Source organism: Limnohabitans sp. 2KL-27 (assembly GCF_001269345.1).
Classification (GTDB): Bacteria; Pseudomonadota; Gammaproteobacteria; order Burkholderiales; family Burkholderiaceae_C; genus Limnohabitans_A.
In genome coordinates, this window is record NZ_CXOP01000002.1 from 2123731 (window position 1) to 2137459 (window position 13729).

The 13729-nt window shown below is 62.4% G+C and carries 13 protein-coding genes; 10 read left to right on the plus strand and 3 right to left on the minus strand.

Annotation, left to right across the window (positions count from 1 at the left end):
- The first annotated feature begins 80 nt into the window (after window positions 1-80).
- From pobA to LHAB_RS13095, 5 genes are all read left to right on the plus strand, one after another.
- Entirely contained in the window at window positions 81-1274 is a 1194-nt protein-coding gene (pobA, locus tag LHAB_RS13075) for a 4-hydroxybenzoate 3-monooxygenase (RefSeq protein WP_090047007.1), read from the plus strand.
- A 135-nt stretch (window positions 1275-1409) separates the two neighbouring features.
- Window positions 1410-2279 (plus strand): CoA transferase, encoded by an 870-nt coding sequence (locus LHAB_RS13080; protein ID WP_090047009.1) that lies wholly within the window; start codon window positions 1410-1412, stop codon window positions 2277-2279.
- A gap of 87 nt (window positions 2280-2366) precedes the next feature.
- Window positions 2367-3020 (plus strand): LemA family protein, encoded by a 654-nt coding sequence (locus tag LHAB_RS13085; RefSeq protein ID WP_090047012.1) that lies wholly within the window; start codon window positions 2367-2369, stop codon window positions 3018-3020.
- Window positions 3017-3850, plus strand: a complete 834-nt coding sequence (locus LHAB_RS13090; protein WP_194943181.1) for a TPM domain-containing protein — start codon at window positions 3017-3019, stop codon at window positions 3848-3850. Before LHAB_RS13085 ends, LHAB_RS13090 begins: the two co-directional genes overlap by 4 nt.
- Window positions 3851-3948: 98 nt before the next feature.
- Window positions 3949-4500 (plus strand): hypothetical protein, encoded by a 552-nt coding sequence (locus tag LHAB_RS13095; RefSeq protein ID WP_090047014.1) that lies wholly within the window; start codon window positions 3949-3951, stop codon window positions 4498-4500.
- Between the two features lie 148 nt (window positions 4501-4648).
- Here the strand turns inward: LHAB_RS13095 and hrpA are convergent, their stop codons facing one another.
- A complete protein-coding gene (gene hrpA / locus LHAB_RS13100) occupies window positions 4649-8545 on the minus strand; it encodes an ATP-dependent RNA helicase HrpA (protein ID WP_228763474.1) in 3897 nt (1298 codons plus the stop codon).
- Window positions 8546-8698: 153 nt separating this feature from the next.
- On the opposite strand from hrpA, the gene LHAB_RS13105 reads away from it, so the two are divergent.
- The 3 genes from LHAB_RS13105 to argA are packed head-to-tail and all read left to right on the plus strand — an operon-like array spanning window position 8699 to window position 10748.
- Window positions 8699-8959, plus strand: coding sequence for a DUF6364 family protein (locus LHAB_RS13105; protein WP_090047019.1), 261 nt, complete (start codon window positions 8699-8701; stop codon window positions 8957-8959).
- Complete coding sequence (locus LHAB_RS13110) at window positions 8956-9399, plus strand: TA system VapC family ribonuclease toxin (protein WP_090047022.1); 444 nt, start codon at window positions 8956-8958, stop codon at window positions 9397-9399. Before LHAB_RS13105 ends, LHAB_RS13110 begins: the two co-directional genes overlap by 4 nt.
- A 2-nt stretch (window positions 9400-9401) precedes the next feature.
- Window positions 9402-10748 carry an amino-acid N-acetyltransferase gene (gene argA, locus LHAB_RS13115; RefSeq protein ID WP_090047025.1) on the plus strand — a complete coding sequence of 449 codons (1347 nt, stop codon included), beginning with the start codon at window positions 9402-9404 and terminating at the stop codon, window positions 10746-10748.
- A gap of 1 nt (window position 10749) precedes the next feature.
- Here argA and LHAB_RS13120 read toward each other — a convergent pair whose 3' ends face one another.
- Together LHAB_RS13120 and LHAB_RS13125 are read right to left on the minus strand one after the other, a co-directional pair.
- Window positions 10750-11256, minus strand: coding sequence for a disulfide bond formation protein B (locus tag LHAB_RS13120; RefSeq protein ID WP_090047027.1), 507 nt, complete (start codon window positions 11254-11256; stop codon window positions 10750-10752).
- A 2-nt stretch (window positions 11257-11258) separates the two neighbouring features.
- Window positions 11259-12035 carry a ferredoxin--NADP reductase gene (locus tag LHAB_RS13125; RefSeq protein WP_090047030.1) on the minus strand — a complete coding sequence of 259 codons (777 nt, stop codon included), beginning with the start codon at window positions 12033-12035 and terminating at the stop codon, window positions 11259-11261.
- Window positions 12036-12234: 199 nt separating this feature from the next.
- Here LHAB_RS13125 and LHAB_RS13130 point away from each other — a divergent pair, with 199 nt between their 5' ends.
- Both LHAB_RS13130 and mnmC read left to right on the plus strand, forming a co-directional pair.
- On the plus strand, window positions 12235-12510 hold the full coding sequence (locus tag LHAB_RS13130; protein ID WP_090047033.1) for an oxidative damage protection protein: 276 nt from the start codon (window positions 12235-12237) through the stop codon (window positions 12508-12510).
- Window positions 12511-12546: 36 nt separating this feature from the next.
- Complete coding sequence (gene mnmC / locus LHAB_RS13135; protein WP_090047036.1) at window positions 12547-13695, plus strand: FAD-dependent 5-carboxymethylaminomethyl-2-thiouridine(34) oxidoreductase MnmC1; 1149 nt, start codon at window positions 12547-12549, stop codon at window positions 13693-13695.
- Window positions 13696-13729 lie beyond the last annotated feature (34 nt).

Here is a 13729-nt window from a genome sequence, read left to right on the forward strand (position 1 = left end):
ACTCCAACGCCATCACCGCCCGCCATGGGGCCTGTCCCCTAAGCTGGCCGGCATTGCAAAACCGATTTCAGGAGACACCCATGAGCACCACCCGCACCCAAGTGGCCATCGTTGGCGCAGGCCCTTCCGGCTTGCTGCTGGGCCAGCTGCTTTTCAAGGCCGGTATTGACGCGGTCATTGTGGAACGCCAAAGCGGGGACTACGTGCTCTCGCGCATCCGTGCGGGCGTGCTGGAGCAAGTGACCATGGACCTGCTCGACGAAGCCGGCGTGGGCCAGCGCATGCACAAAGAAGGCCTGGTGCACAGGGGCTTTGACCTGCTGTTCAAAGGCGCTCGCCACCGCATCGACATGGACCACCTGACCGGCGGCAAAAAAGTCATGGTGTACGGCCAAACCGAAGTCACCCGCGACCTGATGGACATGCGCCAAGCGCAAGCTTTGCCCACGGTCTACGAGGCAGAAAACGTGCAGGTGCACGATTTCGACAGCTCAAAGCCCCGCGTGACGTATGTAAAAAATGGCCAGTTGCACACCATCGAATGCGACTTCATCGCAGGTTGCGACGGCTTCCACGGCGTGTGCCGCGCCAGTGCCCCCCAAAGCGCGATCAAGGAATACGAAAAGGTCTACCCCTTCGGCTGGTTGGGCGTGCTGTCCGACACCCCGCCTGTGCACCATGAGCTGATTTACGCCAACAGCACCCGTGGCTTTGCCTTGTGTTCGCAGCGCAGCGCCACGCGCAGCCGCTACTACCTGCAAGTGCCCTTGACCGACAAGGTCGAGCAATGGTCGGACGACGCCTTCTGGGCCGAGTTGCGCAAGCGCCTTGACCCTGAGGCCCGCGAGCACCTGGTGACCGGCCCCAGCATTGAAAAAAGCATTGCCCCGCTGCGCAGCTTTGTGACCGAGCCCATGCGCTTTGGCCGCATGTTTTTAGCAGGCGATGCCGCGCACATCGTGCCCCCCACAGGCGCCAAGGGCCTGAACCTGGCCGCCACCGACGTGAAGTATCTGTCCACCGCCCTGATCGAGTTTTATGCCGAGCGCTCCGATGCGGGCATCGACACGTATTCCGAGCGCTGCTTGCGACGCATCTGGCGTGCCGAGCGTTTCAGCTGGTGGTTCACCAGCCTGATGCACCACTTTCCTGAAAACGGCGACATCGGCCAAAAATTCCAGGATGCGGAGCTGGACTACCTGGTCCATAGCGAAGCCGGCTCGCGCACCATGGCCGAAAACTATGTGGGCTTGCCGCTCAATTTCGGGGCCTAAGCCTCCTGTGTGAGGCCGCCCCTGCGGCCGAATGCGTGCTGAGCCACGGCCACCCTTCGCGAGCAGGGGCTCGCGCTCACAGGCAATGGCGCCTGCCTGTTCTGGCCGGGGCGGGCTTTTACAATAAGCGCCACCATGAGCACCTCCAAACCCCTGCGCGGCACGCGCGTCCTGAGTCTTGCCCTCAACCTGCCCGGCCCCGCCGCCCTGATGCGACTGGCCCAGATGGGTGCAAGCTGCACCAAAGTCAACCCACCTGCAGGTGACCCGATGCAGCACTACACGCCCAGCGGCTACGACCTGATGCACAAAGGGGTCAAGCACCTGACGCTCGACCTCAAAACAGCGGCGGGCCAAGCCGCGCTGCACAAAGTCTTGCCCCAAACCGATGTCCTGCTCACCTCGTTTCGGCCCTCGGCCCTGACCAAGCTCGGCCTGGGCTGGAAGACGCTGCACAAGCAATACCCGGCCCTGAGCCTGATCGAGGTGGTCGGTGCGCCTGGCCCCTTGGCCGAGATCCCTGGCCACGATTTGACTTACCAGGCCGAAGTCGGTTTGGTCAACGGCATGGACTTGCCGCCCAGTTTGTTTGCCGACATGGGGGGCGCCCTCATGGCCAGCGAAGCTGCGCTCAAAGCTGTGCTGACACTCAAAACCACAGGCCAAGGCACTCGCTACGAAGTGGCCCTGTCCGATGCCGCCGCTTGGCTGGCCCTGCCCCGCCAGCTGCGCATGACCACGCCCGAAGGGGCGGTGGGTGGTGCGCACGCGGGCTACCGCATCTATGCCTGCAAGAATGGGCGCGTGGCCGTGGCCGCGCTCGAGCCCCACTTTGCCATCCGCCTGTGCGAGGCCGCAGGTGTGGCGCTGGCCCATCCGGTCAAGGACTTGTTCAAACCCGCCACGCGCCAAGCCATCGAAACCTTTTTGGCGGGTCAGACCCGTGCGCAGCTCGACAAACTGGCCGCTGCCCAAGACATTCCGCTGATGACGCTGCCACGCTGACGCCCGCCTCAGAGCGTGGGGCAGCGCACAGTCGCGCTGCCCTGGGCGGCCTACCCTTGCAAAACACCCACCTTTGCAAGGCACGCCATGACCGCTTCTTTTCCCCGATGGCTTTGGCTTCTTTGGCTCAGCACCACCTTCGCCCTCTCGGGCTGCGGCTACAACCAGTTTCAAATTGGCAATGAACAAGTCAAGGCCAGCTGGTCCGAGGTGCTCAGCCAATACCAGCGCCGGGCCGATCTGATTCCCAACCTGGTCAGCGTCGTCCAAGGGCAGGCCAATTTTGAACAAAGCACCTTGCAATCGGTGGTGCAAGCGCGGGCCAAGGCCACGGCCATTCAGGCTTCGCCCGAACTCGTGAACGACCCGCAAGCGTTCCAGAAATTCCAGCAAGCCCAAAAGGACCTCTCGGGCGCCTTGTCTCGGCTGCTGGTGGTGTCAGAGAACTACCCGACACTGCAAGCCAACCAAGGCTTCTTGGACCTGCAAGCCCAGCTCGAGGGCACCGAAAACCGCATCACCGTGGCCCGCAACCGCTACATCAAAGCCGTGCAGGACTACAACGTCACCGTACACACCTTCCCCTCCAACCTGACCGCCTGGCTGCTGGGTTACAAAGAAAAGCCCAACTTTTCGGTGGACAACGCGCAAGAAATTGCCCGGCCACCCACCGTCGATTTCCGGCCGGATGCCCCTGCGCCCACCACACCAACGCCCGCTGTTCCGGGACAGGCCCAGTGAACCGGTGGCGCAGGCGCAGCCAGGGCTGGCTGCTCGGGGCTTTGCTGGGCGCGTCGGTGTGCAGCGCCCAGCTGCCTGTGCCGCCCCTGACGGGCCACGTGGTAGACCAAACCCGCACGCTCACCCCGGCGCAACAAGCCGCCATCGAACAAACGCTGAGCGCCTTTGAAGCACGCCAAGGCAGCCAGTTGGCCGTCTTGCTGGTGCCCACCACCGAACCGGAAACCATCGAGCAATACGCCCTGCGCGTGGCCGAGCAATGGAAGCTGGGCCGCACCAAGATCGACGATGGGGCCCTGCTGGTGGTGGCCAAAAACGAACGCGCCGTGCGCATTGAAGTGGGTTATGGGCTCGAGGGCGCCCTGAACGACGTCACCAGCAAACGGATCATCGAAGAAACCATCACCCCCGCATTCCGGCAGCAAAACTTCGCGGGCGGCATCACTGACGGGCTGCAGCGAATGGTGCGTGTCATCGACGGCGAGCCCTTGCCCGCCCCTGTCGTGGGCCCAACAGCAGAGCCGTTTCAAAACATCACCTGGATCATTGCCGCAGGCGCCCTGCTGGGCTTTGTGCTGCGGGCGGTGCTGGGCCGATTCTCAGGCGCGATCATGACCGCGGCCATCGTCGGGGCTGTCTCGTGGTTTTTGCTCGGCGTGTTGTCCTTGTCGCTGATCGCGAGCTGCATCACCGCGCTGACCACCTGGGTCGGGCTGGCCGGATTGCTGCGGGCCCGTCTGGGCCACCATGGGGGCCGCGGCGGCCCGGGTGGCGGCTTCAAAGGCGGGGGCGGTGGATTTGGCGGCGGCGGTGGATCTGGGCGCTGGTGATTGCCGCCATCGACCCTGCTGAGTTCGCTTGCGCACTGAACACAAGGGGGCAGGCGTGTGCTAATGGGTTCTGTCCATCACCTCAAAGAGAAACCTCCATGCCAAAACTCAAGACCTTCGCCGCCATGCTGGTGTGCGCCAGCCTGCTGCCCATCTCGGCCGCTTATGCCCAGACGATCAGCAAAGCCGAGTACCAGACCAGCAAAACACGCATCAGCACCGACTACAAGGCAGACAAAGCCGCCTGCAGCGCGCTGGCAGGCAACGCCAAAGACATTTGCCAGGAAGAAGCCAAGGGCAAGGAAAAGATGGCACGCGCAGAGCTGGAGTACAACTACACCGGCAAAGACGCCGACCGCATCAATGTGCTGGTGGCCAAGGCCAAGGCCGCCTACGAAGTCGCCAAAGAGCGCTGTGACGACCTCGCGGGCAACGCCAAGGACGTGTGCCGCCAGGAAGCCAAAGCGGTCGAGAAAAAAGCCTTGGCCGATGCCAAGATGAAGAAGGAAATCGGTGACGCCAAAAAAGGTGCTGCCACCGAAAAAGTCGATGCCGACTACAAAGTGGCCATCGAAAAATGCGATGCCTTGGCCGGCGATGCCAAAGCCAGCTGCATCGCGACGGCCAAGGCCAAATTTGGCAAGAACTGAGGCGCCAAGCGGGTCCAAATTTGTGCCCCTAAAAATGGCGCAGGGCGACCGATGTCGTACCGATCCATGATTCAGCTGCCACCAAGCCTTCAGGCTAGGGCATCACATGCCCTGCGGGCAGATGTGAGCCCACACCGAAAAGCCTGCGTCAATAAGTCAGTTGCGACCAGGCTTTTTCCAGCCGCTTGATGCTCACCGGCTGGGGGGTGCGCAGCTCTTGCGCGAAGAAGCTCACACGCAGCTCCTCGAGCAGCCAGCGGAACTCCAGCATGCGGGCGTCTTGCGCGCCTTTGCGTTCGGCCACCAGACGCCAATAGCGTTGCTCTTGCGGTTTCAGCTCGGTCAGGCGCTGGGCGTCGCGAGCGGGGTCTGCGCGGTATTTATCGAGGCGCAGGGTGATGGCTTTCAGGTAGCGGGCGTAATGCTGCAGTTGTGGCCATGGGGTGGCCGCCATGAAGTTTTTGGGCATCAGGCGTTGCAGTTGCGCTGTGCAGTCAGCGGTCGCATCCGGTGCGTTTTTGGTGTCCTTGATCTTGCGGGTGGCCACGCCAAACTCCAGCAAGATGGTGCCCGCCAGCCGGGCCACTTCGTTGGCAATCAGGGTCAGGCGCCCGCGGCCTTCTTCGATGCGGCGCTTGAAGCTGAGCTCGTCATTGGGCAACGGATCCAGCAAGAAGGCGCGGTCGAGCGCCACGTCGATGATTTGGGCTTTCAACTCGTCCGCCGACCCCAGTGGCATATACGCCACCGCCATTTTTTGCAGATCGGGGATGTTTTTTTCCAGGTACTTGAGCGCGTCTTTGATCTGCAAGCCAAACAAGCGGCGCAGGCCCGCCCGGTTTTTGGCGGCGGCCACGTCGGGCTCGTCAAATACCTCGATGGTCACGGCGTCTTGCATGTCCACCAGCGCAGGAAAGCCAATCAAGGTCTGACCGCCTTTGCAGATTTCCATCAGCTCGGGCAGTTCGCCAAAGGTCCAGGCGGTGTAGCGCTGGGGGGTTGCAGGGGTGCGTTGACTCGATTGCCGCGCTTCGCTCGCGATGACGGAATTTCCGGGTTTGGCCGTTGCGAGTGCGGGTGCGCGTGGGCTGGATTGCTGCCCCCCTCGCTGGCTCGCGGTCGCAATGACGGGAGAGTCGCTCACGTTGTTGGGAGGGGTGTTGGCAGGTGACGGACTGGCGGCGACTTTGAGTTGCGCCAGCGCCTGGAAAGCGCCACGCGCTTTGGCCCCCAGCTCGCCTTTGAGTGCGCCCAGGTTGCGGCCCATGCCCAGCTGGCGACCATGCTCGTCCACCACCAGCAGGTTCATGAACAGGTGCGGGCTGAGCATCTCGTGCTTGAAGTCACCTCGCTTGACGTCCAGACTGGTTTCGTCACGCACTTTTTTGAGCAGCACGTCGGTGAGCGAGCCAGCGCCAAACAACTCGGGCGCTGACAACTCGGCCGCCAGACGTGTGGCCGATTCGGGCAAGGGCACAAAGCGGCTGCGCGGACGCTGCGGCAGGCTTTTGAGCAGGGCCTGAATCTTGTCTTTTAGCAGGCCGGGCACCAGCCATTCACAGCGGTCTTCGCTCACCTGATTGAGCACAAACAAGGGCACGGTGACCGTGACCCCGTCGCGGGCGTCGCCCGGCTCGTGCAGGTAAGTGGCCTGGCAGTCGGTGCCGCCCAAGCGGATCTGTTTGGGAAACGCCTGCGTGGTGATGCCGGCGGCTTCGTGGCGCATCAGCTCTTCGCGGGTCAACATCAACAGGCGCGGTTGCTTGGCGCTTTCGGCGCGATACCAGTTCTCCAGCAAGCGGCCGCTGCACACCTCAGGGGGAATTTGCTGGTCGTAAAAAGCGTAAATCAGCTCTTCATGAACCAGCACGTCTTGGCGGCGCGATTTGTGCTCCAACTCTTCGACCTTGGCGATCATCTTGTGGTTGGCGGCCAAGAACGGCAGCTGGGTTTCCCACTGGTCGCCCACCAGTGCTTCGCGGATGAAAATCTCGCGGGCGCCGTGCAAGTCCACCCGGCTGTAGGCGGTGCGCCGCCCACTGTAGACCACCAGCCCATAGAGGGTGGCCCGCTCCAGCGCCACCACTTCGGCCGATTTCTTTTCCCAATGCGGGTCGAGCACTTGTTTGCGCAGCAGGTGCGCGCCGACTTGTTCCAGCCACTGCGGCTCAATCGCCGCAATGCCCCGGCCAAACAGGCGCGTGGTCTCCACCAGTTCGGCCACCACGATCCAGCGACCCGGTTTTTTGGAGAGGTGCGCCCCGGGGTGTTTGTGGAACTTGATGCCGCGTGCGCCCAGGTATTCGCCCGAAGCCTGTCCCGCGCCAGACGCGGGATCTTCGAGCTTGTAGCCCACGTTGCCCAGCAGGCCCGCCAGCATGGACATGTGCAGCTGCTCATACGTGGCAGGCTGCGTGTTGATGCGCCACTTGTGCTCGGCCACCACGGTGAGCAGCTGGGTGTGCGTGTCGCGCCACTCCCGCACGCGGCGGATATTGATGAAGTTCTGGCGCAGCAGCTGCTCGTATTGGCGGTTGCTGAGCTTGTGCTCGGTACCTTGCCCGCCTCGGGCGGCGTGGACCCACTTCCACAGCTTCAGGTAACCCGTGAACTCGCTTTTGTCGTCGTCGAACTTGGCGTGAGCTTGGTCGGCCTGGGGTTGCGCGTCCATGGGGCGGTCGCGCACATCCTGCACGCTCATGGCGCTGGCGATCACCAGCACCTCGTCCAGCGCTTCGCGGCCACGGGCCTCCAAAATCATGCGGCCCACACGCGGGTCCAGCGGCAGGCGGGCCAGCTCTTTGCCAATGGGCGTGAGTTCGTTGTCGTCATCCACCGCGCCCAACTCGGCCAGCAGTTGGTAGCCATCGGTGATGGCGCGCTTGGACGGCGCTTCGATGAAGGGGAAGTCTTCCACCACACCCAAGTGCAGCGACTTCATGCGCAAGATCACACCCGCCAAAGAGGAGCGCAAAATTTCCGGGTCGGTGAAGCGCGGGCGGCCCGCAAAGTCTTTGTCGTCGTACAGGCGGATGCAGATGCCGTTGGCCACGCGGCCGCAGCGGCCAGCGCGTTGGTTGGCCGCGGCCTGGCTGATGGGCTCGACCATCAGCTGCTCGACCTTGCTGCGCAGGCTGTAGCGCTTGACCCGCGCCGTGCCCGCGTCGATCACGTAGCGGATGCCGGGCACGGTGAGCGAGGTTTCGGCCACGTTGGTGGCCAGCACAATGCGTCGGCCGTTGGACGCCTCAAAGATCCGGTCTTGCTCGGCCTGCGACAGGCGGGCAAACAGCGGCAGCACCTCGGCGTTGCGGGTCAGGGGCTGGTGCGCCAGGTGCTTGCGCAGGTGGTCGGCAGCCTCGCGGATCTCGCGCTCACCGGGCAAGAAAATCAGGATGTCGCCCCCTGCCCCGCCCTGCCAAAGTTCGTCCACACCGTCGGCGATCGCGTCGTTCAAGCCGTAGTCGCGCGTCTCTTCAAACGGCCGCCAGCGTTGCTCCACCGGAAAGGTGCGGCCCGAGACCATGATGACGGGGGCTGGGCCTTGGCGTGAGGCAAAGTGTTTGGCAAAGCGGTCGGCATCGATGGTGGCCGAAGTGACCACGATCTTGAGGTCCGGGCGGCGCGGCAGAATCTGGCGCAGGTAACCGAGCAGAAAGTCGATGTTCAGGCTGCGCTCGTGCGCCTCGTCGATGATGATGGTGTCGTAGGCCTGCAGCAGCGGGTCGGTCTGCGTTTCGGCCAGCAAAATGCCGTCGGTCATGAGCTTGACCGAGGCGTTTTTGGAGAGTCGGTCTTGAAACCGCACCTTGAAACCCACCACCTCGCCCAGCGGGGTCTTGAGCTCTTCGGCAATGCGCTTGGCCACCGAACTGGCGGCAATGCGCCTTGGCTGGGTGTGGCCGATCATGCGGGCGCGCTCGCCCGGCTTGGCATTGAGCTTGCCGCGCCCCAGCGCCAGCGCAATTTTGGGCAGCTGCGTGGTTTTGCCCGAGCCGGTTTCACCGCACACGATGATGACCTGGTGCTGGTCCATGGCGGCCATGATTTCGTCGCGGCGGGCCGAGACGGGCAGGCCTTCGGGGAACTCGATGCGCAGGGGGATGGGGGGGGCTGACTCGGTCACGGACTGAATTATCCCACGACACATATTCGCGTGCTACACTTGTTTACGTGAACTTTCCAGGCAAAGGTTTTCATGACCAATCTCACCATTTCCCTTGACGAAAACCTCGTCAAACAAGCGCGCATCAAGGCGATCCAAGAGGGCACTTCCTTGAGCGCCAAAGTTCGCGAACTACTGTCCATTTATGTGCGGCAAGACATGCAAAGTGCCCCGCTGGTCATCCCCAAGCTGCCCACCGGTGGAAGCGGCGGTTTGCTTCCAGGAATCGACCCATGCAGCAATCGGTCCATGTTTGATGCCATGGACGCCGCCGAGTACAAATTTCCAATATGACCCCAGATGTCAATCTGCTGGTAGCGGCCATGCGGCTGGATCACCCGCACCATGCTCTGGCGTTTGCTCATTTACAAGGACAACTGGAACAGGCGACCAAACGTCCAATTCATCCAAATGTCGTCTTGTTGAGCACAGTGGTCTCAGGCTTCATCAGAATAGTGACCAACGCACAAATCTTTTTGAAACCCAGCTCTTTGCAGCAAGCCATGGACTTTGTGGATGCGCTCCTGATTTCACCCGGTGTGGTGTTCCAATCCGCTGGTAGCCAATGGCCAGGCTTCAGAAACTTATGCCTACAAGCAAATGTGACCCCCAACTTGGTTTCCGATGCGTGGATTGCAGCATCTGCTTTGCAGCTCGGAGAAGTTGTTCACACGTTTGATCGCGATTTCAAAAAACTACTTCCTGCTGAGAACCTTTATTTGTTGAGTCGCTAGCCATGTCCACAGTATTCAATTTCACCTTCGTGCCCTGGTTCCGGTCGGTGGCGCCCTACATCCACATGCACCGGGGCAAGACCTTTGTGGTCGGCATCGCGGGCGAGGCGATTGCAGCGGGCAAGTTGCAAAACCTGGCGCAAGACCTGGCACTGATCCAAAGCATGGGCGTCAAGATCGTGCTGGTTCACGGCTTTCGGCCCCAAGTGAACGAGCAACTGGCCGCCAAGGGCCACACCCCCAAATACGCACAAGGCATTCGCATCACCGACAGCGTGGCACTCGACTGCGCCCAAGAGGCTGCGGGCCAGCTGCGTTACGAGATCGAAGCGGCTTTCAGCCAAGGCCTGCCCAACACGCCCATGGCGGGCTCCACGGTGCGGGTGATTTCGGGCAACTTCATCACCGCACGGCCGGTGGGCATTGTGGACGGCGTGGATTTCCAGCACTCGGGCTTGGTGCGCAAGGTCGATGTCGACGGGATCATGCGCACACTCGACATGGGCGCGATGGTGCTGCTCTCGCCCTTTGGCTTCTCGCCCACGGGCGAGGCCTTCAACCTGGCCATGGAAGAAGTGGCCACCAGCGTGGCCGCCGAATTGCAAGCCGACAAGCTGATTTTTGTGACCGAAATTGCGGGCATCCGCATGCAGCCGGCTGAGCCCGCCAGCGACGACAACCCGATTGACACCGAGCTGCCGCTGGCCGCGGCCAAGCAGTTGCTGGCCTCGCTGCCCCGGCCGACCGAGCCGACCGACATTGGCTTTTACCTGCAGCATTGCGTGAAGGCCTGCGAAGAAGGCGTGGAGCGCTCGCACATCCTGCCCTTTGCGGTGGACGGCTCGCTGCTGCTGGAGGTGTATGTGCACGACGGCATCGGCACCATGGTGGTCGATGAAAAACTCGAAGAGCTGCGCGAGGCCACAGCCGACGATGTGGGCGGCATCTTGCAGCTGATCGAGCCCTTCGAGAAAGACGGCACCCTGGTCAAGCGTGACCGCAACGAGATCGAGCGCGATGTGGACCACTACACCATCATCGACCATGATGGTGTGATCTTTGCCTGCGCGGCGCTCTACCCCTACCCCGAGGCCAAAACGGCCGAGATGGCGGCGCTGACCGTGTCACCCCAGTCGCAAGGACAAGGCGACGGTGAAAAAGTGCTCAAGCGCGTGGAGCAACGGGCCCGTGCCATGGGCCTCAAAAGCATCTTCGTGCTGACCACCCGGACCATGCACTGGTTCATCAAACGCGGCTTTGTTCAGCAAGACCCCGATTGGTTGCCCGAAGCGCGCAAGCGCAAGTACAACTGGGACCGCAAGAGCCAGGTTTTGGTGAAAAAGCTCTGAGTCAGCGGCTGCGAACCGCTTTGAAGGCGACCAGCAAGCCCACCAAGCCAAAGACGACAAACGCCACAAACGACCAGTTGGCGATCGAGCCGCCTAAAAAAGTCCAGTCGATCTTGCTGCAGTCGCCGCTGCCTTTGAAGATCATGGGGATGGCGCGGTTGAGGGGGAAATTTTCGACCATGCCGTAAAAGTCACGCCCGCAAGTGACGACCTCGGGCGGGTACCACTGCAGCCAGCTTTGGCGGGCGGCGGTGAATGCACCAAAACCTGCCACCAGCACCAGAAGCGCAGCAGACCCGGCCAGCCCCCGGCCAGTCAAGCGCCAACCGATGGCCCCACAAAGCACAACCCCAATGAGGGCATAGCGCTGCACGATGCACATCGGGCACGGGTTGAGCCCCACCACGTGCTGCAAATACAGGCCAAAAATCAGCATGCCGATTCCCGATGAAGCAATCAGGGCCATCCAGCGTGAGGGCGTGGCCGAGGCCACCAAGGAGAGGTTCATGGTCAAGCTTCGGCAAATGCGCGTTCGATGACGAAGGCGCCGGGGGTGCTGGTGTTGCCTTCTACCAGGCCACGTTCTTCGCAGATGCGCTTGAGGTCTTTGAGCATCCCGGGGCTGCCGCAGATCATGACGCGGTCGGTTTCCGGGTTGAGCTTGGACAGGCCCAGATCTGCAAACAGCTGGCCGTTTTCGATCAGATCGGTCAGGCGCCCCTGGTTTTTGTAGGGCTCGCGCGTCACCGTGGGGTAGTACAGGAGCTGCTGGCTCACCATCTCGCCCAAGAACTCGTTGGCGGGCAGCTCTTGGGTGATGTAGTCGTGGTAGGCCAGCTCGTTGACCTGGCGCACGCCGTGCACCAGGATCACTTTCTCAAAGCGCTCGTAGGTTTCGGGGTCGCGGATGATGCTCATGAACGGGGCCAAGCCTGTGCCGGTGGCCATGAGGTACAGGTTTTTGCCAGGCAACAAATAGTCAATGAGCAAAGTGCCTGTGGGCTTGCGGCCCACCACGATGGTGTCGCCCACCTGAATGTGCTGCAGCTTGGAGGTCAGCGGGCCATCGGGCACCTTGATGCTCAAAAACTCCAAGTGCTCTTCGTAATTGGCGCTGGCGATCGAATAGGCACGCAACAGCGGTTTGCCGTTGTCGCCGCGCAGCCCGATCATGGTGAAGTGGCCATTCGAAAAGCGCAGGGCCTGGTCTCGTGTGGTGGTGAAGCTGAACAGGCGATCGGTCCAGTGGTGAACGCTCAAAACGCGTTCTTCAAGAAATGCACTCATTTGGTATTGCTATTTGTTGGGAGACAAGAGACCCAAAGCCCTGGGGGGATGCTGAAAGCTTGCTACAGTTACGGCCTGCAAGACCACACGAAAACGGGTCAACCCGCATTGTCGTGTGAACCGCTCCCAACTGGAAATACGGAAATTCTATATCCGTATAACCAGCGCTTCTTAAGATACATCAAGGCAAGACACCACCATGGCACGCACCGTTCAATGCATCAAACTCGGCAAAGAAGCAGAGGGTCTGGATTTTCCGCCCTACCCCGGCGAGCTGGGCAAGCGCATCTGGGAGAGCGTGAGCAAGCAGGCTTGGGCCGACTGGCTCAAGCACCAAACCATGCTGGTCAATGAAAACCGCCTGAACCTGGCCGACCTGCGCGCCCGCCAGTACCTGGCCCGTCAGATGGAAAACCACTTCTTCGGCGATGGCGCCGATGCCGCACAAGGCTATGTGCCGCCTGCAGCGGGTTGAAGCCCGGCTGCAACGGTCCCGCTGCCGATTGACCCCTTGAGCCCGCCACCCGACACGCGCCAGGCGCTGGTGATCGGTGCCGGCCTGTCAGGCTCGGCCGTGGCGCACAGCTTGGCCGTGCGGGGTTGGACGGTCACGGTTTTGGACCGCGCCCCCGGGGTGGGGGCTGGCGCATCCGGCTTGCCTGCAGGTTTGGCCGCACCCCACGTTTCACCCGACGACAACGTGCTCTCGCGCATCACGCGGGCCGGCGTGCAAGCCACGCTGCAACGCGCCCAAGCACTCCTGCACAGAGGCACCGATTGGGCGCTGACCGGTGTTCTGGAACACAACCTAGCGGGCAAACGCAAACTGCCAGCGGACACCACCGACCACCACAGCACCCCGGCCAGTGCGGCGCAGGTGGCCGCTGCAGGGCTGCCGCCCGGCACGCCCGCGCTTTGGCACGCACAGGCGGGATGGATTCGGCCGCGGCAACTGGTGGCCGCACAGCTGCAAACACCGGGCGTTCAAGTGCGCTGGGGCCAGCAGGTGCAAGGCATCGAGCGGCGCGGCGATGCCTGGGCCGTGACCGATGCCCAAGGCCAAACGCTGGGCCAGGCCCCTTGGCTGGTGCTGGCCAGCGCCTTTGACAGCCTGGCTTTGCTGCGGCCTCTGCCTGGCTTGTCCGTGCCGCTGAACCCTTTGCGTGGGCAAGTCAGTTTTGGCCACATGGCCGACTTGAAAGACGCCCAGCGCCAGCTGCTGCCGCCTTTCCCGGTCAACGGCCACGGCAGCTTCATCAGCGGCGTGCCCACGTCCGAGGGCCCCCTCGGCTGGTTCATCGGCGCCACCTTCGAGCGCAACTGCGAGCAGGCACCCGTGCGCACGCAAGACCATGCGGCCAACCAAGAGCGCCTGGCCACGCTGCTTCCCGCTTTGGGCCAGGCCATGGCCGGGGAATTCGAGCCGCAGCACGTCCACGGCTGGGCCGGTTTGCGCTGCACCTTGCCCAACCGCCTGCCTGCGGTCGGCCCCCTCGACCCCCTACGCTGGCCAGGCCTGTGCCTGAGCACAGGCATGGGCGCGCGCGGCATCAGCCTGGCCGTTTTGTGCGGTGAACTCACCGGCGCTTGGCTGAGCCAGGAGACCTTGCCCTTGCCTCCTGCATTGGCCAAACACCTGGCGGCCGATCGCTTCGTTTAATAACAAATTTACAAAAAATAGCAAAATCATCTAG